At 39.9% G+C, this 20,709-nt stretch carries 22 protein-coding genes; 4 read left to right on the top strand and 18 right to left on the bottom strand.

Annotated features, from left to right (window positions below; genetic code table 11):
* Positions 1 to 15 precede the first annotated feature (15 nt).
* From IR135_RS05880 to IR135_RS05845, 8 genes are all read right to left on the bottom strand, one after another.
* Complete coding sequence (locus IR135_RS05880; RefSeq protein ID WP_135097599.1) at positions 16 to 1,686, bottom strand: ABC transporter substrate-binding protein; 1,671 nt, start codon at positions 1,684 to 1,686, stop codon at positions 16 to 18.
* Between the two features lie 99 nt (positions 1,687 to 1,785).
* Positions 1,786 to 2,493, bottom strand: a complete 708-nt coding sequence (locus tag IR135_RS05875; protein WP_135097596.1) for a gamma-glutamyl-gamma-aminobutyrate hydrolase family protein — start codon at positions 2,491 to 2,493, stop codon at positions 1,786 to 1,788.
* An 84-nt stretch (positions 2,494 to 2,577) separates the two neighbouring features.
* Positions 2,578 to 3,282, bottom strand: coding sequence for a gamma-glutamyl-gamma-aminobutyrate hydrolase family protein (locus IR135_RS05870; protein ID WP_167753372.1), 705 nt, complete (start codon positions 3,280 to 3,282; stop codon positions 2,578 to 2,580).
* A 166-nt stretch (positions 3,283 to 3,448) separates the two neighbouring features.
* A complete protein-coding gene (locus IR135_RS05865) occupies positions 3,449 to 4,042 on the bottom strand; it encodes an alpha/beta hydrolase (protein ID WP_135097591.1) in 594 nt (197 codons plus the stop codon).
* Between the two features lie 18 nt (positions 4,043 to 4,060).
* Positions 4,061 to 4,675: a flavin reductase family protein gene (locus IR135_RS05860; protein ID WP_135097588.1), complete on the bottom strand. Its 615-nt coding sequence runs from the start codon at positions 4,673 to 4,675 to the stop codon at positions 4,061 to 4,063.
* Between the two features lie 13 nt (positions 4,676 to 4,688).
* Positions 4,689 to 5,582 (bottom strand): VOC family protein, encoded by an 894-nt coding sequence (locus tag IR135_RS05855; RefSeq protein ID WP_135097586.1) that lies wholly within the window; start codon positions 5,580 to 5,582, stop codon positions 4,689 to 4,691.
* 17 nt (positions 5,583 to 5,599) lie between these two features.
* On the bottom strand, positions 5,600 to 6,559 hold the full coding sequence (locus tag IR135_RS05850; RefSeq protein ID WP_135097583.1) for a ring-cleaving dioxygenase: 960 nt from the start codon (positions 6,557 to 6,559) through the stop codon (positions 5,600 to 5,602).
* An 18-nt stretch (positions 6,560 to 6,577) separates the two neighbouring features.
* Positions 6,578 to 7,018 (bottom strand): MarR family winged helix-turn-helix transcriptional regulator, encoded by a 441-nt coding sequence (locus IR135_RS05845; protein ID WP_135097581.1) that lies wholly within the window; start codon positions 7,016 to 7,018, stop codon positions 6,578 to 6,580.
* 198 nt (positions 7,019 to 7,216) lie between these two features.
* Here IR135_RS05845 and IR135_RS05840 point away from each other — a divergent pair, with 198 nt between their 5' ends.
* Genes IR135_RS05840 through IR135_RS05825 form a run of 4 tightly spaced genes read left to right on the top strand, consistent with a single transcriptional unit; the run spans position 7,217 to position 11,496 of the window.
* Positions 7,217 to 8,026, top strand: coding sequence for a GNAT family N-acetyltransferase (locus IR135_RS05840; RefSeq protein ID WP_135097578.1), 810 nt, complete (start codon positions 7,217 to 7,219; stop codon positions 8,024 to 8,026).
* Positions 8,026 to 9,132: an o-succinylbenzoate synthase gene (menC, locus tag IR135_RS05835; RefSeq protein WP_035809937.1), complete on the top strand. Its 1,107-nt coding sequence runs from the start codon at positions 8,026 to 8,028 to the stop codon at positions 9,130 to 9,132. The genes IR135_RS05840 and menC overlap by 1 nt, the downstream gene beginning before the upstream one ends.
* Positions 9,133 to 9,150: 18 nt before the next feature.
* A complete protein-coding gene (locus IR135_RS05830; protein WP_135097576.1) occupies positions 9,151 to 10,200 on the top strand; it encodes a hypothetical protein in 1,050 nt (349 codons plus the stop codon).
* A gap of 24 nt (positions 10,201 to 10,224) precedes the next feature.
* Positions 10,225 to 11,496 (top strand): M20 family metallo-hydrolase, encoded by a 1,272-nt coding sequence (locus tag IR135_RS05825; RefSeq protein WP_135097573.1) that lies wholly within the window; start codon positions 10,225 to 10,227, stop codon positions 11,494 to 11,496.
* A 42-nt stretch (positions 11,497 to 11,538) separates the two neighbouring features.
* Here IR135_RS05825 and arsC read toward each other — a convergent pair whose 3' ends face one another.
* The 10 genes from arsC to IR135_RS05775 form a co-directional block, all read right to left on the bottom strand.
* Positions 11,539 to 11,940 (bottom strand): arsenate reductase (thioredoxin), encoded by a 402-nt coding sequence (gene arsC / locus IR135_RS05820; protein ID WP_135097570.1) that lies wholly within the window; start codon positions 11,938 to 11,940, stop codon positions 11,539 to 11,541.
* Between the two features lie 13 nt (positions 11,941 to 11,953).
* A complete protein-coding gene (gene arsB / locus IR135_RS05815) occupies positions 11,954 to 13,243 on the bottom strand; it encodes an arsenite efflux transporter membrane subunit ArsB (protein ID WP_265588369.1) in 1,290 nt (429 codons plus the stop codon).
* A complete protein-coding gene (locus IR135_RS05810) occupies positions 13,243 to 13,557 on the bottom strand; it encodes an ArsR/SmtB family transcription factor (RefSeq protein WP_135097564.1) in 315 nt (104 codons plus the stop codon). The genes arsB and IR135_RS05810 overlap by 1 nt, the downstream gene beginning before the upstream one ends.
* A gap of 59 nt (positions 13,558 to 13,616) precedes the next feature.
* Positions 13,617 to 14,621 carry a sensor histidine kinase gene (locus tag IR135_RS05805; RefSeq protein WP_135097562.1) on the bottom strand — a complete coding sequence of 335 codons (1,005 nt, stop codon included), beginning with the start codon at positions 14,619 to 14,621 and terminating at the stop codon, positions 13,617 to 13,619.
* Complete coding sequence (locus tag IR135_RS05800) at positions 14,611 to 15,276, bottom strand: response regulator transcription factor (RefSeq protein WP_135097559.1); 666 nt, start codon at positions 15,274 to 15,276, stop codon at positions 14,611 to 14,613. The genes IR135_RS05805 and IR135_RS05800 overlap by 11 nt, the downstream gene beginning before the upstream one ends.
* Before the next feature lie 224 nt (positions 15,277 to 15,500).
* Entirely contained in the window at positions 15,501 to 16,229 is a 729-nt protein-coding gene (locus tag IR135_RS05795) for an ABC transporter permease (RefSeq protein ID WP_135097557.1), read from the bottom strand.
* Positions 16,226 to 17,062 (bottom strand): ATP-binding cassette domain-containing protein, encoded by an 837-nt coding sequence (locus IR135_RS05790; protein WP_135097553.1) that lies wholly within the window; start codon positions 17,060 to 17,062, stop codon positions 16,226 to 16,228. Before IR135_RS05790 ends, IR135_RS05795 begins: the two co-directional genes overlap by 4 nt.
* 111 nt (positions 17,063 to 17,173) lie before the next feature.
* Positions 17,174 to 18,514, bottom strand: a complete 1,341-nt coding sequence (locus tag IR135_RS05785) for an MATE family efflux transporter (protein ID WP_135097551.1) — start codon at positions 18,512 to 18,514, stop codon at positions 17,174 to 17,176.
* 288 nt (positions 18,515 to 18,802) lie between these two features.
* Positions 18,803 to 19,138, bottom strand: a complete 336-nt coding sequence (locus IR135_RS05780) for a DUF779 domain-containing protein (protein WP_135097549.1) — start codon at positions 19,136 to 19,138, stop codon at positions 18,803 to 18,805.
* Positions 19,139 to 20,659: an aldehyde dehydrogenase family protein gene (locus IR135_RS05775; RefSeq protein WP_135097546.1), complete on the bottom strand. Its 1,521-nt coding sequence runs from the start codon at positions 20,657 to 20,659 to the stop codon at positions 19,139 to 19,141.
* Positions 20,660 to 20,709 lie beyond the last annotated feature (50 nt).

The raw sequence follows: 20,709 nt of genomic DNA, 5'->3' as shown, positions 1-20,709 counted from the left end.
TGCTTTTTTACTGTCTTATTCAGGGAATGTTACATTTTCAATTCTGACGATTCCCACCGGATCAAGTTCAACACCTTCTACAAGTGTATTGTTAACCCCTATACCGAGCTCACCGTAATACAGCGGTGTAATCGGCAGATCTTCCATTAGTATTTCCTGTGCTGTGGCATATGCTGCAATACGTTCTTCATCACCGGAAGTCTGCTGCCCTTCTTCAAGGTAACTGTCGAGTTCCGGATTAGAGTAGTTCCAGCGGTTGCCCGACCCTACAGAGTCCGTGTGGAACATCGGATACAGGCCGTAGTTTGGATCCCCGGTAACTGTAATCCACTGAAGCATGAACATATCATGATCACCCTGGTCCGCCATTTCTAAAAAGGCCCCATGTTCATATTGTTCAATTTCAACATTGATACCAAGTTCACTTAATGACTCCTGAATAATCAGAGCAATATCTCTGTTCTGTTCGGAATCAGAAGTCCAAATCACAGTATCAAAACCGTCAGGCACACTGGATTCAGCCATATACTCTTTAGCTAATTCAAGATCAAACGGTACTTCTTCCATATCAGCATTGTGTGCAAATACTGAGGGTGAAATATGGTTCTTCGCATGAAGCCCGCGGTCATTTAATACACCGCTGATAATCTGCTCTCTGTCAATCGCATGAGAAATTGCTTTTCTGACATTTTCATCATCAAACGGCTCTTTCTCGTAGTTGAATGCAACATAGGTCATGGATAAGCCATCCTGGTCGATAATATCTGTATCTTCATGATCCCGAACGCGGTCCATCGCTTCTGTATCGACGTTATCAGTAACGCCGATACCGCCGGTTTCAAGCTCGGCAAGACGTGCTGAGTTCTCAGGAATAACACGGTATGTCACAGTATTGAACTCACGTTCTCCGCCGTGGAAATCTTCAAATTTCTCAAGTACGATTTCATTACCCGGTATACGTTCCTGCAACTTCAAATGTCCTGTACCGTCAGGTTTCTCGGAAATTATTGCACCGACATGAGAACCGATTTCTTCAGACACCGCTTCGAACTCATCTCCGCCTTCTTCACGCAGTTCGTAATATTCTTCGAGCGTAACATCAGAGCCTGCTTCATCTAAAGCATTCTGATAATCTTCATCAATGACCTCCTTGCTTAAGATTCCCGCTGTATTATGCGCCAGATGACTCGGCAGCGGTGTAAATGGATAATCCGTCGTAAAGACAATTTCATGATCATTTACAATTTCAATATCGTTAATCATTTCAAACATAAAAGCAACGGATGAACCGACCGAAGGATCCATTACACGGTCGAGGGTTGCTTCAACATCTTCTGCAGTAAAATCTGAGCCGTTATGGAAGGTAACATCTTCTTTCAGCTGAAGAGTCCATTGATCATCATCCTGTTCAAAAGATGTTGCAAGTCCTTCCCCAAATTCCATGTCGACATTCTGTTCTACCAGCGTGTCAAAAATCTGAGTGCGCAGCTGAGCTGACGGAATATCATTCGATACGTGAGGATCCAGTGAAACTGCCTCATTAATCATTCCGATGACTAAATCCCCGCCACCTGCTGCTGTTTCTGAATCCCCTTCAGCAGCTTCGTCCACGTCACTGTCATCTGTACAGGCTGCCAAAACTAAAATCATCGTGAAAAGCATCAAAGACCAGAGCTTTTTCTGCATAAATTACTTCATCCCCTTTATTTGTATACGCTTACAAATGAGTATACCTTTCGGAAGTCGTAATTTCAAACAATAATTTAAAAATTCTGTAAATTCTTTTTATGATTCAGCTGCTGCTTTTATAAAAGCTCTGAATATTTTCTTCGAAGATTCATCTTTTAAATAACTGCCCTCCGGATGCCATTGCACCCCAAGCACAAACTTATGTTCGCTGCTTTCAACCGCTTCTATAATACCGTCTTCCGCCATAGCAGAAACTGTCAAATTATCCGCGGCACGTTTATTCGCCTGGTGATGAAAACTGTTTGTTCTGATTTCTATTTCCCCAAGTATTGCATGCAATTTTGTACCTTCTGCAACAGATATATTATGCGATAAATAATCTTTCGCTGCATCCTGATTATGCTTTATCGTACTGTCTCCGTGCTGAGAATATATATCCTGATACATTGTGCCGCCCTGCTGCACATTCAGTATTTGCGCACCGCGGCATATACCAAGAATAGGCTTTCCTGCTTCAAGCGCATATTCTATCAGCTTCATTTCGTATAAGTCCCGCCCCGGTTCTATAGCACCCATTTTCTGATGTGGACTTTCGCCGAAAAACGCCGGTTCAATATCATCTCCGCCTGAAAGCAGCAGCCCATCAATACTTTCAATCTGTCTTTTGATTAATGCTTCATTTTCTACTTTAGCGAGTATGATCGGGGCTCCGCCTTCACCTGCTATCGCTGTGCTGTATGTCTCCGGCAGTCTGAGACCATCACTGCTGATAAAAGTCGTGACCCCAATTATTGGTGATGTCATATGTTCTTTCCCCCTGTATTAATATTTACCTTAGATACTATCAGAACATATTAAATTTTCTACCCTTAAAAAAAGAAGCAGCCCTTAAACTCTGGCTGCTTCTACAAATTTGTTTATTATATTTTTTGAGGCATCATCGGTATGATAACGATCCTCCGGGTGCCACTGAAGACCGATTAAAAATCCTGGTTCCTTACTCTCTATGGCTTCGACAATGCCGTCATTAGTTCTTGCAGCCACTTTGAAGTTATCTGCGACTTTATTAACAGCCTGGTGATGATTACTGATTGTAAAAATCTCAGCCTCTCCGACTATTTCACGCATTTTTGTTCCTTCCTGAATATTTACTTTGTGTGTAAAATGCTCCTGCTTATCATGTCTCTGGTGTTTAATTAAGTCGGCATCAATCTGTTTGTAAATATCCTGATAAACAGTACCGCCGCCATGAACGTTCAGCATATGCGAACCTCGGCATATACCTAGAATCGGGATGGCGCGCTCCAAAGCATAATCAATCAGTTTCAGCTCATATTTATCCCGTTCAGGCTCGACGTTAGCAAGACTCTGATGAGGATCTTCTCCGTAAAGTGCAGGATCAACATCGTCACCGCCCGTTAAAAGTAAGGCATCGATGTTCATAACCTGTTCCCTGATTAATTCTTCATTTTCAATTTCAGGGAGCAGCATAGGGATGCCCCCTTCTTCACTGATTACATCTATAAAATTCTTCGGTACTTCTTGATTATTCTTACCAATAAATGTTGTGATTCCTATTACTGGATGCTTCATATCTATTGCTCCTTCGTTATTGAACTTTAACATACTCTCTATATATAGCCGCTTTTAATGCTTTTCAATCATTTGCGATTTTAAAGAGATGAAATCTCTAACATTATTTCTTTATATATAAACAGAGCGCAGACCTTTAAGGGTATGCGCTCTAAATATTTTAAGATTACTGATTCAGCCACTCTTTTCCTGCAATCAGAGCTTCCTGAGGCAATGTATGTCCGTTCACCCATACAGTCGTTACATCGGCGTTACGATCTTCAAATAATTTGATTACTCTCTCGCTCTCAGACTCTGGTACTATAGGATCTCCTTTACCTAATGACAGGAATACTTTAACATTGCTGAAGTCGTGTTTTCTTTCAAGGTCTGTTGGATATAACGGTGCAAACAACATTGCTTTTTTAAATTCACCTTCCTGCTGAAGCATCAGCTGGATTGCTATATTCGACCCGTTAGAAAATCCGACAAAGATGACATCTTCTAATTTAAAATCGTATTCATGTGCTTTTTTCGCAATAAATTCATACAGTTCTTTGCCTCGGAATTCCAGATCTTCCCAATCATAATTACCTTCTCCGAGACGTCTAAAGTAACGGTTCATGCCGTTTTCTTTTACATTCCCGCGTATACTGAGAACGTTATATTCAGGGTTTAAAGCACTCGCGAGCGGCAGTAAATCCGTCTCAGTACCGCCCGTTCCGTGGAGTAATACGAATACAGGGGCTCCCTTTTTATTCTCATTATAAATATATTCCATATATATCGCTCCTAAAAGTTATTTTGGTCTGTCGATTGTAAACATTCTTCCGATTTCCGCATAGTCATTGCCGGCCAGTCTGCTGACTGCACCGAGTTCCGCAACGTCTATATAGCCTTTTTCCTCATCATAAACTGATTCATCCAGATGAAAATGTTCAATTTTTAAAAATAAAACATCCGCTGTCGGTTCATCGCCGTCATAAATTAGCTTTGTATCGTAAAGACTCGTTTCGAATCTCGCTTTCGCTTCTTTCAAGCCTGGCGGCCGAACCGATACAGATTTAACCGGTGTAAAGTCCGCATAATTTAATTCGCTGTCTTCAGGTGCGAGGTTTGCAGCTGTAATGTTAGCAAGCTCCACATTAGATATATCGACAACATGAACTACCGCTTCTTTTCCAGCTGTAATATTTCTCGCTGTGTCTTTCTGCTTGCCGTTCGTTCTTTGCACGGCAATCGACAGTATCGCCGGCTTATAAGTGACGATATTGAAATAGCTGAAGGGGGCTATATTAACTACACCCTCTTCGGATTCCGTCGATACTAAAGCTATAGGTCTCGGCACTACAGTCCCTATGAGTATTTTATTTTTCTCTTTAGTTGTTAAATCATTTTTTGAAAAACTGAACATGTTATATCGCCCCTTAAAGGTTTAACTTCGGCATTGTTCTTTCATACTCTTCTCTTTTATGTTCGTATTGAGGCGGCAGCTGCAGCGCAGATCCGAGCTCCGACTTGTCTTCATCTACATCGAATCCCGGTTCGTCAGTCGCGAATTCAAAAACAACATCGCCTCGTTCACTTGTATAAATAGATTTAAAGTAGTTTCTGTCTCTGACTTCAGTAACACCGAAACTTTTGCCTTGCAGCAATGTTTGCCATTCTTCCAGAACTTTCAGATTCGGCACAGACCACGCAATATGGTGTACTGTACCAATTCCGAATCTGCCTATCGGTCTTGGCGGCAATTCAGTAATGATGTGATGCTGCTCCTCGCCGGCTGTTTCGAAGTGGTAGTTTCTGTCATTTATATTCAGCTCATTTAAGCCCATCGTACGTACGAGCAGTTCTTTCGTACCGTCCGGGTTACCCGACAGTAATACAGCACCATGAAAACCGGTAATATTTTTCTTGTCAGCCTCTTTCTCGCCTTCAACTAAAGCAAGTTCCAAGCCGTGGACATCATCGAACTGAAGAGTATCCTGTCCGAACAGCTGAGTGATTTCAGTTGTTATGTTTTGCTCTTTCAAATGATTATTCCATTCAGTCATGCTGCCTTTAGGAATTCTGAAAGCAATTCTGCCGACCTGGCCGCTGCCTTTTACTCCCGGTCTGTCGACCACCCAGTTAAAGAAAGTAATAATCGTCCCCGGACTGCCGTTATAATCTCCAAAATATAAATGATAAACTCCTGGATCATCAAAGTTAACTGTCTGCTTAACGAGTCTTAAACCGAGTACATCTCTGTAAAATTTTATATTTTCATTCGGATCCCCGACAATTGCGGTAATATGATGAATTCTTTTAATTGCTTCCATTTACGGTTTCCCCTTTATTATTTATTTCTTCTCGTATCAAACGGTCTGATTGCAGCTTCAATTTGTGCACGTTTTGGTTCCAGGAATGGAGGCAAGGCCAGACTTTCGCCTAATGTTTCATAAGGCTCGTCGCCCATGAATCCCGGCCCGTCTGTAGACAGTTCAATCAAAATGTGACCGATACGGGCGTATAATGCTTCAAAGTAAAAACGGTCTACGAGTCCTGAATTGCCAAGTCCCATCTTGCGGTATTTTTCTTCCCATGCTGCAAGTGCCGCATGATCTTCCACTCTGAATGATACATGGTGAACTTCACCGTAGCCCTGACGTCCTTCAGCACCTTCATCTCTACGAAGGATTACCTGGCCGCCGTTGCCGCCTGCTCCGACGTTTAACAGCGTTACGTTATCTTCTTCAATAATAGGTTTCATGCCGTATACATCCTGAAGTATTTTTTTAAAATCATCGTAATAGCTTACGGTAATTTCAATCGGTCCAAGACCGTAGACTGCTTTATCTTCAGGTACAGGACCATTTTTCCATGGTTTACCTGGTGCCACCCCTTCGTTGTTTTCATCAGAGAATAGCTGATATCTCTGGCCATCTGCTTCTTCAAAAGGCAGTACCTTTTTACCGAACAGTTCCTGAATACCATCATGTTTAACATTATTTTCTTCAAAACGGTTTAAATAATATTCTAAAGCTGCATCGTCTGGGACTCTGAGACCGGTTCTTGAAATTGAGTTTGTGCCTCTCGACCCTTTAGGATTATTAGGGAAGTCAAAGAATGTCATATCAGTGCCCGGTGATCCTTCGTCATCTGCAAAAAACGTATGATAAGTCTGAATATCATCCTGGTTCACTGTTTTCTTAACTAAACGCATACCGACAACTTCCGTCATAAATTTATAATTCCTCATCGCATTGTCTGTCATTGCTGTTACATGGTGTATCCCTTTTAAATTTTCATTAGTCATAATATCTTCCTCCGGTTTTTATTTGAGTAAACTTTCAGCGTGCAGCCCGATTCTTTTTAATAGATTAATTGCATCTTCTACTTCATGGTCATCCCACTCATCAAATATCGTATTGATGAGAGCCTCCTGTTCTACGACTCTTGTATCCATATACTGTTTACCATCACCTGTAATGCATGCAAACATTACTCTTCTGTCTTCGGGACAGGGATTTCTGTATAAAAAACCTTTCTTTTCAAGCTTATCTATAACGTAGGTAATACTGCCGCCGCCCATCAGTATTTTTTTGCCGATGGACTGGATAGGCTGATCTCCTTTGTGATACAACAATTCCATCACTGCATATTCATTAAGGTTAATTTCTTTCTTTAAAAAATCCTGTTTAATAAGTTTTTGTACGGATTGCGAGGACTTTATAAAAACAGTAAATGCTTTTATACGTGCTTCTTTTTCATTCATGTCTGCACCTCCTTCAATTAGTTCAGTTTTAAGTATATTAAATTTAATCTATATATAGTATAATACTTAGATTTAGAAATATCAAGCTTTATATATTACCTCTGATATACTATATGTTATCTGAATATTTATTGTATTCGAATAATAGTTATGCTAATGTTATGAAAAAATTACTTTTCTATATAAAGAGGGTTTGAAATGATTGCACTGAGAGAATTAACGACGATAAAAGATCTTGAACAGCTTGAAAAAATAGAACGGAATGTCTGGGATATGCCGCCGCTGCCAATACATCAAACGCTGACAGCAGTTAAAAACGGCGGCATAATTATCGGTGCCTTTGACAAGAAGGAAATTATAGGTTTCAGTTACGGTTTTGCCGGTTTTAAAGACAGTCAAACATATCTTTGCTCCCATATGCTCGGGATAGAAGAAGAATATCGTTCCAAAAAAATAGGGGAACAGCTGAAAAGACAGCAGCAGGAAATAGCGATTAGAAAAGGCTATTCAGAAATACACTGGACATACGATCCGCTGGAAACACGTAATGCATATTTGAATTTAACTAAGCTGAAGGGTATATGCTCTGTTTACATGGAGAATGCTTACGGAGAGATGAAAGACGGTTTGAACAAAGGACTGCCATCCGACCGTTTCGAAGTTCACTGGCATATATCAAGCGGGCATGTTAGAGAAGCTGAAACTGTAAATTACAAAAATGCAGTGCCGCTCAACGAAGTAAATATTAACAATGGTCTTCCTTCCTGCACTGTGTTTCACGAGGAACAATTGTCCGAGGATATTTACGGCTTTGAAGTCCCTAAGGATTTCCAGCATATAAAATCTGAAAATCAGGAAATTGCAATGGAATGGAGAATGCTGACCCGAAAGATATTTCAGGATCTTTTTAGAGCAGGATATGCTGCAGTACATTTAATTCCCGGGAAATATACTGCAACCTACATATTTGTAAAAGAGAATACATTAAATCTTGGAGGACATAAATAATGAAAATTGAACATATCGTTATCAGACATTTGGAAATGGATATGAAAGCACCATTCACAACCAGTTTTGGAACATTTGACAAAAAAGAGTTTTTACTTCTTGAAGCAATTGATGCGGATGGAACAATCGGCTGGGGTGAATCGGTAGCGTTCAATGTGCCTTTCTACAGTGAAGAAACAGTAAAGACGAACTGGCATATGCTGGAGGACTTTTTAATCCCGCTTATTTTACATAAGGAAATCATCCATCCAAGTGAAGTTAATGAGATTTTCTCAGCTATCCGCAAAAATAATATGGCTAAGTCTGCTCTGGAAGGTGCAATTTGGGATATTTACTCTCAGCAGACAAACCAGTCATTAGCTCATGCTCTTGGCGGCACAAGAAAAAATATCGATGTCGGCATCAGTATCGGCATCCAAAATTCTATTGAAGAACTTGTGGACATCGTGGCCGGTTTCGTTAAGGAAGGCTATAAACGCATCAAAGTTAAAATTAAACCGGACTGGGACGTAGAAGTGATGCGCACGCTGCGTAAAACTTTTCCTGATGTTGCAATTATGGCTGATGCTAATTCTGCTTACAGGCTGGCAGATACTGAGTTATTAAAACAACTGGACGACTTTGATTTAATGATGATTGAACAGCCTCTCGCTTCAGATGACATTATCGACCATGCTCAGTTGCAACAGGAACTGGCAACACCGATCTGTCTCGATGAAAGTATTCACTCCCTTGAAGATGCAAGAAAAGCTGTAGAGCTCGGTAGTACTAAAATTATCAATATTAAAATCGGACGTGTCGGCGGTTTAACTGAAGCTGTTAAAATTCACGATTACTGCAAGGAAAATAATATTCCTGTCTGGTGCGGAGGCATGCTTGAATCCGGTGTTGGAAGAGCACATAACGTTGCACTGACCACTCTTGAAAACTTCACTTTACCGGGTGATACAGCCAGTTCCAGCCGCTACTTTGAAAAAGATATTATCGAACCTGAAGTCATCGCAGAAAATGGTTCTATCGAGGTCCCGGAAACTGCAGGCATCGGTTATACAGTTAATCGCGATACTGTTGAATCCTACACCGTTGCAAAAAAAGAATATAAATAAAACAAAGGAACGATTACTATGAAAAAAAGTTTCCAGATAGGAAGTGCCTTTGTCGGTCTTATCGTCGGTGCAGGTTTTGCTTCCGGGCAGGAAGTCATGCAGTACTTTACCAGTTTTGGGATATGGGGAACAGCCGGAGGAATTGTTACAACGTTGCTGTTTATTTTTCTCGGCTACACATTCGCTAAGCTTGGTACGAACTTAAGAGCCAATTCCCACAAGACAGTACTGTACTACATAGGCGGTAAATTCATCGGCCCTATCCTTGATATCGTTATTACATTTTTCCTGTTTGGTGTCGCGGTAGTGATGTTTGCCGGTGCAGGATCAACATTTAACCAGATGTTCGGCATTACTGCTGTAGCTGGAAGCATTATTATGGCAGCTGCTGTTATCCTGACATTGCTTCTTAATACCAATAAGATAATCGGCATCATCGCTACTATTACACCTTATTTAATCGCTGTTATTTTTGTGATTTTGATTTATTCTATTTTTTCAATGGATTTATCAATTCCTGAAGCTGATGAGTTGGCAAAACAGCAGCCGTCAGCAGCATCAAACTGGCTGTTAGGCGCATTTCTATATGTATCTTATAACTTAGCCGCAGGAGCAGCACTCCTTATCATTATGACGGGAAATGAAAAAGACAAAAAAGCTGCCGGCATGGGCGGAGTGCTCGGCGGACTGATGCTCGGTATACTGATTATCCTGATTCATATTGGTATGTTTGCACGCATTGATGTCGTAGCAGGAAAAGATATGCCTACTCTGGAACTCGCCAATCAGATACATCCTGTAATCGGTCTGCTTACAGCTGTTGCACTGCTCGGTATGATTTATAATACCGCTGTTGGAATGCTGTACTCATTTACCGTGCGTTTTATAGCACCTGAAAGTAAATCTTATCGTCCTGCCGTCATTGTTATCGGCATACTCGGTTTTATTGCAAGTCTTATAGGCTTCACAACACTTGTCGGCAGCGTTTACGTAGTAATGGGTTACCTTGGGTTTGTTCTGATTATCCTCGCTGTTGCTGCATGGCTCCGGAAGCCGCAAAACAATTAATCCTTAAGGGAGGACTTTTCACACATGATAAATGAATTAGTGAAAGATTATAATACTGCGTTAAATTACGACGGGGTTGATGGCAAAAGACTGGCTGAGAGACTCGATGCAATCTCAAAAATTGGTGTACTTCCAACAGGCGGCGTCAGCCGTCAGGGGTTCTCACCGGAAGAAAAAGAGGCTAAGGAATTAGTTGCAGGCTGGATGAAAGATGCCGGACTTACTGTGGAAACTGATGCTGCGGGCAATGTTTTCGGCAGATTTAAGGGAAAAGATAATTCTCAATCCATTGCTTCCGGATCGCATATAGATACAGTGCCTGCAGGCGGGAACTTCGACGGTGTTCTCGGTGTGCTGGCTGCACTGGAAGTTGCAGAGGCCTGGAAAGCATCAGGCTGCATTCCCGAAAAATCATATGAAGTTGTGATATTTTCCGATGAAGAAGGCGCCAGATTTTCAAGCGGTGTATTCGGCAGCCGGTCCTATATGGGCTTGGTTGATGATGAGTTAATAGCATCTCTCAGAGACAGTGAAGGTTTAAATCTCGAAGCGGTTCTCGAACAATATGGATCTTCTTTATCAGACTACAAAAATATTCAGCAGCGGGACTGGACTTTTTTTGCTGAAGCGCATATCGAACAGGGTAAACTGCTCGAGAAAAACAAGCTTCCTGTCGGGATAGTTAACGGTATAGCAGGACAGGCATGGCTCGAGGTAGAATTTAAAGGACTTGCCGGGCATGCAGGGAATACTCCAATGAACGACAGACAGGACGCACTAGTTGCTGCAGGCCGCTTCGTCAGTGAACTGGAAGAAATTCCGAAACTGGTAAGCGATACCGCAGTCGCAACTGTCGGTAAACTTGCCGTTTTCCCAAATGGCGCCAACGTTATACCAGAATCCGTTAAAATGATTGTCGATATACGGGATATACACGAAAACACCAGAGACACGCTGCTTGAGCTCATCTCAGAACGGGCATATGACATTGCAAAAGAACGTAGTATCGACGTTGCAGTGAGCCGTACATCACGTGTTAAACCGGTTCCGGTTGAAGAAACTTACAAGGATGAACTCCGCGATATATTAACCGATTTAGATATTGAACCAATGGAGCTGCCGAGCGGGGCAGGTCATGATTCAATGAATATCGGGCTCGAGCTGCCTGTCGCAATGATTTTTGCACGCAGTAAAGATGGTATCAGTCATAATCCTAAAGAGTGGACCAGTCTAAATGACTGCGTGACGACCGTTCATGTATTAAAAAAATTCTTAGAAAAACAAATGAATAAATAAATTAAAAAATTACTGCCGCTTTGATTTAAGCGGCAGTAATTTTTATTTTCCTGTATTTTTGAACTGTAAAATTCGTTCGCCAATTTCATCTCTGACTCTTTGAAATTCCTGCCATTCTTTGCCTGCCGGGTCATCAAATCCCCAATGAGCTTTAGTCACATGAGCTGGGAGCACGGGACAGTTCTGATCCGCATCGCTGCACAATGTAACAACGAGGTCAGATGCATTGAGAATATCTTTTTGAATTAAATCTGATGTATTGTTGCTGATGTCAATGTTGATTTCAGCCAATGCCTCAATTGCTTTCGGATTCACACCATGCGCTTCTATTCCGCCAGAATACACATTCCATTCTTCTCCGAGAATCTCCTTACCAAGTCCTTCAGCCATCTGACTGCGGCAAGCGTTGCCTGTACATACAAAGTATATTGTCTTTTTAGCCATAGTTATCCCTCATTTAAAATATTAATAACGTAAAGTATAATCCGAGCAGTGTCATAATCAGCACAGGAGGCGTTATCAGTATGCCGATTTTAAAATACGTTCCCCATGATATTTTCATATCTTTTTTAGCTAGTACATGCAGCCACAGCAGCGTTGCAAGTGAACCGATAGGCGTTATTTTTGGTCCTAAATCAGAACCGATTATGTTCGCATAGATCAGACCTTCTTTAATAACATCCTGAGTCCCGGTTTCGCTGATTGCTATCGCATTAATCATCACTGTCGGCATGTTATTCATGACCGACGACAGAATTGCCGCGATTGCACCCATGCCCATAACAGTGGCTAAGAGTCCGTATTCAGTCATTGCAACAATAGAATCTGCAAGCAGATCCGTAAGGCCTGCATTTCTCAAACCGAAAACAACGACGTACATACCGATTGAAAAGACAACGATATTCCACGGTGCACCTTTGATCACACGTGATACACTGACCGCTTCTGATTTACGTGCCAGTACCAGAAAGACAAGCGCAATAGCTCCCGCGATAAACGACACAGGCACCGCGATAAATTCACTCAGTAGGTAGCCAACTAAGAGCATGATCAGTACTATCCAAGATATTTTAAACATTTTTTTATCTTTAATAGCTTCATGCGGCAGTTTCAAACTACTGTCATCGAAAGTACCCGGAATCGATTTTCTGAAGAAGAGCCATAACACCAGAATACTTGAGACAAGTGAAAACATATTAGGAATAATCATATGCAGAAAATATTCTATAAATCCGATATTAAAGTAGTCAGCCGACACGATATTCACCAGATTGCTGACAATCAGCGGAAGCGATGTCGTGTCCGCTATAAAACCGCTGGCTATAACAAATGGGAAAATCACTTTTTCCTTAAAGTTTAAATTCCGGACCATCGCCAGTACAATCGGTGTCAGAATTAATGCTGCACCGTCATTTGCAAAGAATGCTGCAACGACAGAACCGAGCAGCGCTATATAGATAAACATTTTAAGACCGCTGCCGTTTGAGGCTTTAACCATGTGTCGTGCCGACCATTCAAAGAATCCTATTTCATCCAGTATTAATGAAATCAGTATTACAGCGACAAACGTCAATGTCGCATTCCAGACGATCCCTGTCACTTCTATAATATCTCCGAATGATACAACACCCGTTACTACGGCAAGTACCGCGCCGACCATTGCCGTAATACCGATATCGAGCCCTCTCGGCTGCCAAATTACAAATATTAAAGTAATAATAAATATACTTACCGCCAGTATCGTCATTAGCAAACACCTTTTTTCATAGTTTGACATGCACAGTCTTCGCTGGCTGAATTAATAAGCTGAAGCTGATTTTCAATATTATGCATCACTTCGTGATTAAGCTCATACATCACTTTATTGCCATCTTTTCTTTTTGTTACAAAATTACTGTTTACGAGCACTTTCATATGATGGCTCAATGTCGGCTGGGAGAATTCAAAATGTTCCAGTAAGTCATAGCCGCACAATTCATCACACGATAATAAATCGAGTATTTCAAGGCGGCTTGGATCCGCTATAATTTTTAATAATGAAGCTGTTTCATGATAATTCATAAATATACCTCCGTAATCTTTTTATAGATTACCATCTATATAGATTGAGGTCTATTATATTATTTTCTTTTTTGATACATCGTATAGACGGTACCGCCATGTGATGAAGATATATTTAATTGAATTTCAAACTTTTGGCAAATATTCTCTATGACTGTAATTCCTGTTTTTTTAGCGGCTCCGGACTTATCAAATCCCTTGCCATAATCTTTAATAATCAATTGATTATCTATAATAATATCCAGTTTATTAGTGTGAGAATGCCTGAAGATATTAGATATAATATTTTCGAGCAAACGTTCAATCCATAAATCGTCCGCCGTCCATTTTAAAATTATTTTACGCTCAATATTTACCTCAATCTGATTTTTATTAAGCAGATAAAACCATTTCTCCATTGTCTTCTCTATCAATCCATTCAATTCAACTTCCTTTTTGAAAACATAGTAATTATTAATATCAAATAATGCTTGACTTGAAATAGTGTTCACTAACTTACTGATATAATCAACTTTACTGTAGAGAACACCGGCCTCATCCTGCGGGATACCATGTTCTTGATTATACAAGTAAATCTCCAGATTCAGGGCATTCAAGGGGGTATTTATGTCATGAGATAACTGTTTTAAATATTCTCTTCTTAAATCCTCCATCTGAGAAATTTCCAACTCTTTCGCTCTCAGCCTGTCAATCAGTGTATTAATAGAACGTGCAAGCTGATTGAGTTCATCTTCACTGTCATTTATCACTTCCAATTTGTCAGGAAAATCAGCATCTTCTGCAATTTTTTTAACGGTTTTCTCCATCTCTGTAACTCTTTCAATAACTCTCTTAAAATATCTCGCTCCCAGGAACATAAGACTAAATAAGATAGCAAAGAACATCAGATAAAAATAAGAAGTAATAATGCTTTCTTGAAAGGATTCATTTATATTCAATATCGCTGTAATCCATCGATGTCCGAAGAACACCATATATCCTAAAACGATAAAAACTAGTGGAATCGCTGCAATACTTATACTAATCATGAAATAGAATTTATAAAGCAGGCTTCTATTTTTCATGATAATTCATCCTGTATCCAATACCATGAATTGTAGTAATAATCTTGTTATTTTCATCTCCGATTTTATACCTGATTTTCTTGATATATACATTGAGCGTATTATCAAAAGCATCTCCATCCGGCCAAACATATTCAAGAATTTGCGATTTGGTCAAAGTCTTATTTATATTAGCAAAAAGGTAAAAAAACAAACGATTTTCCGTTCTCGTTAAAGTAATTAAATTTAGATTGCTGTCGTATATTTCGAAATGCTCCGGAGATACTGTGAGTCCAAACAGAGTTACAGGCTCTTTCTTGTAAAATCTTTCTGCTATATTCTCAATTCGGGAAATGAGTTCGAGGGGATGAAATGGTTTAGTAACATAATCGTCGCCCGAACGCAGTCCGACTATTTTACTGTCTATATCATTTCTTGCAGTCAAAAAAATGATAGGAATATCAACGTGCTGATTAATATACTCACTAATGGACAGTCCATCGTCAAACGGCAGCATAATATCGAGAAGGATAATGTGTATGTTTGCAAGATCTTCTAATACATTTTCACCGGTAGGATTTAAATACACATTGGCACCTTCAGCTTCAAGAATTTTACTTAAATTTTTGGCAGAGCTGATATCATCTTCAACGATTAGAATATTATAATTTTTCATACATCAATCCCCAGTCCTCTCATTTATACAAGAAAGTTTATCAAAACTAGAAATACAATTAAACATAAAAAAGCGGTTAGACCAGAGATATTGGCTAATCTGAAACTTCTATTTTCAGGACTTTTAGTGATTATTTCCAGAGCTATTAAACTCAGTGAAGCTAACGCTGACACCACCATTAAAATACCTAATATCGTAATTAATGTTTCCATATTTATCAACCTCTATTCATGTATTTTAAATTTTTTATAAGCTAAAAAGTAAAGGGATAAAGTTGTTATAACTGTAATCAGAAAACCCGTTAGTGTATGAATCAACGGTTTATCATAATAAAAGCTGCTATCTAAAAGTAAATGACCAATTCTATAGCCTAAAGTTGCGGGCAGCAGGTAGGAGAATGGCGCTGCTATTAAAATCATTGAAATAATCGTAAACACTATGCCTGCAGTAAAAGAAATAATAATATTTTTTGTTATATTAATAATGAACAGTGTGAGGGCGCCTACACTTACAATGATAAAAATATTCAGTGATATAAATGATAATGAAATTCTTCCAAGTGTCAGTAATCCTGCATTGTTAAAAGCATAAAAAATTATAATTATAAATAAATTAACTAACATAAGTTGAAGTGAAATCAGCAGGAAGGCCAGCACTTTTGAGTTGAAAAGTTTAAATTTATTCTTATCGTATGACAGCCATGTTAACAAAGTCCGATTAGTATATTCCATATAAAATATTGATGCAGCAATGACACTTGTGATAATTGGCAAAAGCATTAAGTACTGGTTGTATAATCTAAAATAAAAACCGTTCTTTAAACTTAAATTATCATCATTTATATAAAAATTTATCCCGTTCATCATGAAGGGTACTAAGCTCAATATTGTGATATAAACCATAAATTTCTCATATCTGATTTTATAAAATTCATTTTTTATATATTGAATCATAGTAACTTCATTCCTTGTATGTTCAGATTCATCACAGTCACATATAGAGACTCGAGACTATGCCTCTCGCAGTTTGAATAGAATGCGGATAATTCTTCATAATTCCCATATATCTTAAAATCGATATCTGTCTTAAGGATATTAACCGGATGCTGGAACTGTTTTTTGAATTCTGTATCAGTTTTTTCTATAAAATTGACAGAAACTAATCCGTAAGGGGCACGAGAATTAAAAAGATGACCTATGAGCACACCGTCTTTAATGAGTATAAGAGTGTCTGCAAAAGCTTTAAGTTCATGCAGCATATGACTGGAAATCACAGCAGTTCTTTCAGCAGACTTAATTTCTCTGGTAATTATTTCTCTCATATCTTTAATCCCTATAGGATCAAGACCATTTGTTGGTTCATCCAGAAGAATAATATCAGGATTATTCATCATGGCACGTATTAAACCTAATCGCTGCTTCATGCCTAATGACAAATTTTTAAATTTCTTTTCTTTCTCCTCACTCAGATTGAACTTATTAAACATATGACTGAAATCTAAATCAAATAAATTTATATAAGAAGCATGAAGACATAAATTTTCCTGACATGTAAGATTTGCGTAAAAACCAGGGTATTCTATTAAATGGCCAATAGTACTTTTCTTTAATGTGGTAACTGAACCTGAGTAAGGAACAAGATTTAAAATGGCTTTAAACAGTGTTGTTTTCCCAGAACCATTTGGACCAAGTAAACCGTATATTTGTCCAGCTTTAAAATTGTAAGTTAAATCTTTTAATGTTTGCTGTTTTTTATAAGACACAGATAATTTTTGAATATCTATCATATATAATCTCCTTTCATATCTATAAGTTAAGTATAAGAAGGAAATCTGAATTTATTATGAATACAATTTAAAAAGGACTGGAATTTTCTCCAGTCCGGTTAGTAACAATTATTAATTTTTAAACAGTTCTCTTTCTTTCCAATTACCAAACTTATAGTAAAGGTAGGCAAAAATACTGCTGATTATAAAGCTGACGCCCATACCCATCCCGACTCCGCTTTCTCCAAAGTGGGAAGCAAACAGGACAGATAGTGGATAACGAAGTATCCAGAACGAAATAATATTCAGTATAAGCACCTGGTACATCGCTCCTGATGCTCTAACAATACCGTTTAAGACAAAGTTTAATCCTAAAAATGGGTAGCACAGCGCGACAATTCTTAAGTAATCCGTACCGAATTCTACGGCTGCTTCGTCCTGGATGAACATTCTGATGCCTGCTTCTGCGAATATAATAACGACAGCCGCAACACTCAGCATTAACCCAAAGTTATAAAGAGCGGCATAACGTGCGATTTGTTTTACGCGTGACCATTGCTGAATACCAATATTTTGTCCTGCCATAGCATTCACTGCCGTACCCAGAGCCATTGCCGGCAGCATAATTAAACTGTCGAGGCGCTGTGCTGCGCTGAATCCCGCTACACTGTCTGCACCAAACTGTGTAACGACACTTAATATCGCTGCCATTCCCGCGTGAATCACTCCCATTTGCAGTCCGGCTGGAATACCCAGTTTTAAAATCAGCCCGACTTCATAACGTGCCGGTAACGAAGGTATTTTAAACGGCACCAGATTGCGTTTTACTGCGAGATAAGCACTGTACAGAAATGCAATTACTTGTGAACCCACTGTAGCGAGGGCAGCACCCTGGATACCGAGATCAAATACAATCATAAAGAGCGGTGACAGAACAGCATTCAGTATGACCGCAAGGAAGACGATTCTAAGTGGCGTCTTGCTGTCTCCAAGTGCTCTGAACACAGTATTAATAAAGTTATAGCCAAATAAGAAGAACATGCCGAGAAGGCTTATTTGAAGGTATGATGCCGCTATATCGAGAATAGCATCCGGTGTCCCTATAATCCCGAGCAAACTTTCTGCAAATATATAACCGATTACAGCAAAAACCACAGACATTACAGTCATAATAACGATAAAAGCATTTAAATAGCGCTTCAGACCCTCATCATCTTTACGACCATGCTGCTGAGATAAAATCGTCAGGGCCGCATTGTTTAATCCAAGGATGAAAGACAAGATAGTGACCAGTATTGTTGTTGCAATGGCCACAGCACCGAGCGCCTCTGCACCGAGAATATTTCCAACCCAGAGACTGTCGACGATTTGAAAGCTGGTCTGCAGTAGATTTGCCAGCATAATCGGCGCTGAAAATATAATCAGCGGCTTTAATATAGGACCGGTTGTAAAATCACTTTTCGAGCTTTTCATTTCTTCACCTGCTGATTTTTAGTTACTGTAAAACACAATGTAATATTATAAGACGAAGCAGCTGAAAAAGCTAAGTATTGGTTCTAAAATTATCGGTATATCTAGAAAAGAAAGGGTATATCAGTAACGATGTAAGAAAAAGGAGCTGTTTTTATGAAATGGGTTAAATGGGGATTGATATTCATCTTTGGATTAATCGCCGGATTGCTTCTCTCCGGTTTGTTTGGAAATGCGTTTAACTTTTTATAAGACAAGCAAAAAAACGGCCACCAAAGTGACCGTTTTTGTTTACTCTATCGGTGCGCTGCGAATATGGAATCTGACACCTCTCGGCCCCTCCACGCTGAACATACCGCCGATGCCTTTAACAACATCAAGCGTAATTTGCGTATGCTTCCAGTATTCATACTGCTTATGGTTCATATAAAAAGGCACACCTTCTATTTCACCAAGCTGCACGTCGACATCTCCTATAATCATCATGCCTTCTTTTAGGCACATCGGACTGGAACCGTCGCAGCACCCCCCTGACTGGTGAAAAATTAAGTCTCCGTGTTCTTCTTTTAATTCTTTAATAAGTGATCTGGCCTGATCAGTCGCGTAGACTTGTTCAAGTACTGCCAATTAGAAAAATCCTTTTGGTGATTCACTGTAGCTGACCAGCAGGTTTTTAGTCTGCTGATAGTGTCCAAGCATCATCTTATGGTTTTCCCGGCCAATACCACTCATTTTATAACCGCCAAATGCTGCGTGAGCAGGGTAGTCATGGTAAGTGTTTACCCATACACGACCCGCCTGAATTGCACGTCCTAAACGATATGCTCTGTTCTGGCTGCGTGTCCATACGCCTGCGCCAAGTCCGTACAGTGTATCGTTTGCAATTTCGATTGCTTCATCGTCATCTTTGTAAGTGGCTACTGCAAGTACCGGCCCAAAAATTTCTTCCTGGAAGATGCGCATCTTATTATGGCCTTTAAAGATAGTCGGTTCGAAATAATATCCGTTTTCGATATCGCCGTCGACTTCTTTTAAGTTTCCGCCTGTCAGTATTTCTGCGCCTTCTTTTTTACCGATATCCAGATAAGAAGCTATTTTTTCTTTCTGTTCATTTGAAGTCTGAGCGCCCATCATCGTATCCGGATCCAGCGGATTACCGACTTTAATCTGTTCGACACGCTTGATAACACGTTCCATAAATTCATCAAAGATATCCTCATGAACAAGCGCACGTGACGGGCATGTACACACTTCTCCCTGATTAAGCGCAAACATTACCAGGCCTTCGATTGCTTTGTCCAGATATTCATCGTCTGCATCCAGAACATCTTTTGCGAAAATATTTGGTGATTTCCCGCCAAGTTCCAGCGTTACAGGAATGATATTCTGACTTGCATTCTGCATAATGATGCGTCCTGTCGTTGTTTCACCGGTAAAGGCAATCTTATTAATGCCGGTGTGTGTTGCGAGTGACTGCCCTGCTTCCGAACCGAAACCGTTAACGATATTTAAGACACCGGCAGGAAGCAGGTCTCCAATCAGTTCCGCCAGATGCAGTATCGTAGTCGGCGTCTGTTCTGCAGGTTTTAAGACGATAGAGTTGCCGGCTGCAAGAGCAGGTGCGATTTTCCACGTTGCCATAAGCAGCGGGAAATTCCATGGAATAATCTGCCCGACGACTCCAAGCGGTTCATGATAATGATATGCCACTGTATCGTTGTCTATTTGTGAAATACCGCCTTCCTGTCCGCGGATAACACCTGCAAAATATCTGAAATGGTCGACAACAAGGGGCAAATCGGCATTTAATGTTTCACGCACAGCTTTACCATTTTCAAAGGTTTCTAATACAGCAAGCTCTTCCAGATGTTCTTCTACACGGTCTGCTATTTTTAAAAGAATATTACTTCGCTCCGTTACAGATGTTAATCCCCACGACTTCTGCGCCTCGCGTGCTGCAGCAACTGCTTTATCGACATCTTCCTGTTTAGAACGGGGCACTTTAGACACGACTTCACCGGTTACCGGAGACTCGTTTTCAAAATACTCGCCATCTGCAGGCGGTGTCCACTCACCGCCGATGTAGTTTTCGTATTGTGTTTTAATCTTATACTTGGCGCCTTCTTTATTTGGAAATTCAAATACCATTTCTTTTCCCCCTTATTATGTTTTTGATACTTTCATTCTACCTAATAAGA

The sequence above is a fragment of the Jeotgalicoccus nanhaiensis genome, assembly GCF_015235105.1.
In the GTDB taxonomy this organism is placed as follows: domain Bacteria; phylum Bacillota; class Bacilli; order Staphylococcales; family Salinicoccaceae; genus Jeotgalicoccus; species Jeotgalicoccus nanhaiensis.
The sequence above is the reverse complement of the archived record's forward strand: the minus strand, read 5'-3'. Positions and strand labels throughout refer to the sequence as shown.

Bases quoted from the DNA above. Each gene is read 5' to 3' on its own strand.
- IR135_RS05880 (WP_135097599.1), bottom strand. From the start codon at position 1,686: ATGCAGAAAAAGCTCTGGTCTTTGATGCTTTTCACGATGATTTTAGTT.
- IR135_RS05875 (WP_135097596.1), bottom strand. From the start codon at position 2,493: ATGACATCACCAATAATTGGGGTCACGACTTTTATCAGCAGTGATGGT.
- IR135_RS05870 (WP_167753372.1), bottom strand. From the start codon at position 3,282: ATGAAGCATCCAGTAATAGGAATCACAACATTTATTGGTAAGAATAAT.
- IR135_RS05865 (WP_135097591.1), bottom strand. From the start codon at position 4,042: ATGGAATATATTTATAATGAGAATAAAAAGGGAGCCCCTGTATTCGTA.
- IR135_RS05860 (WP_135097588.1), bottom strand. From the start codon at position 4,675: ATGTTCAGTTTTTCAAAAAATGATTTAACAACTAAAGAGAAAAATAAA.
- IR135_RS05855 (WP_135097586.1), bottom strand. From the start codon at position 5,582: ATGGAAGCAATTAAAAGAATTCATCATATTACCGCAATTGTCGGGGAT.
- IR135_RS05850 (WP_135097583.1), bottom strand. From the start codon at position 6,559: ATGACTAATGAAAATTTAAAAGGGATACACCATGTAACAGCAATGACA.
- IR135_RS05845 (WP_135097581.1), bottom strand. From the start codon at position 7,018: ATGAATGAAAAAGAAGCACGTATAAAAGCATTTACTGTTTTTATAAAG.
- IR135_RS05840 (WP_135097578.1), top strand. From the start codon at position 7,217: ATGATTGCACTGAGAGAATTAACGACGATAAAAGATCTTGAACAGCTT.
- menC (WP_035809937.1), top strand. From the start codon at position 8,026: ATGAAAATTGAACATATCGTTATCAGACATTTGGAAATGGATATGAAA.
- IR135_RS05830 (WP_135097576.1), top strand. From the start codon at position 9,151: ATGAAAAAAAGTTTCCAGATAGGAAGTGCCTTTGTCGGTCTTATCGTC.
- IR135_RS05825 (WP_135097573.1), top strand. From the start codon at position 10,225: ATGATAAATGAATTAGTGAAAGATTATAATACTGCGTTAAATTACGAC.
- arsC (WP_135097570.1), bottom strand. From the start codon at position 11,940: ATGGCTAAAAAGACAATATACTTTGTATGTACAGGCAACGCTTGCCGC.
- arsB (WP_265588369.1), bottom strand. From the start codon at position 13,243: ATGACGATACTGGCGGTAAGTATATTTATTATTACTTTAATATTTGTA.
- IR135_RS05810 (WP_135097564.1), bottom strand. From the start codon at position 13,557: ATGAATTATCATGAAACAGCTTCATTATTAAAAATTATAGCGGATCCA.
- IR135_RS05805 (WP_135097562.1), bottom strand. From the start codon at position 14,621: ATGAAAAATAGAAGCCTGCTTTATAAATTCTATTTCATGATTAGTATA.
- IR135_RS05800 (WP_135097559.1), bottom strand. From the start codon at position 15,276: ATGAAAAATTATAATATTCTAATCGTTGAAGATGATATCAGCTCTGCC.
- IR135_RS05795 (WP_135097557.1), bottom strand. From the start codon at position 16,229: ATGATTCAATATATAAAAAATGAATTTTATAAAATCAGATATGAGAAA.
- IR135_RS05790 (WP_135097553.1), bottom strand. From the start codon at position 17,062: ATGATAGATATTCAAAAATTATCTGTGTCTTATAAAAAACAGCAAACA.
- IR135_RS05785 (WP_135097551.1), bottom strand. From the start codon at position 18,514: ATGAAAAGCTCGAAAAGTGATTTTACAACCGGTCCTATATTAAAGCCG.
- IR135_RS05775 (WP_135097546.1), bottom strand. From the start codon at position 20,659: ATGGTATTTGAATTTCCAAATAAAGAAGGCGCCAAGTATAAGATTAAA.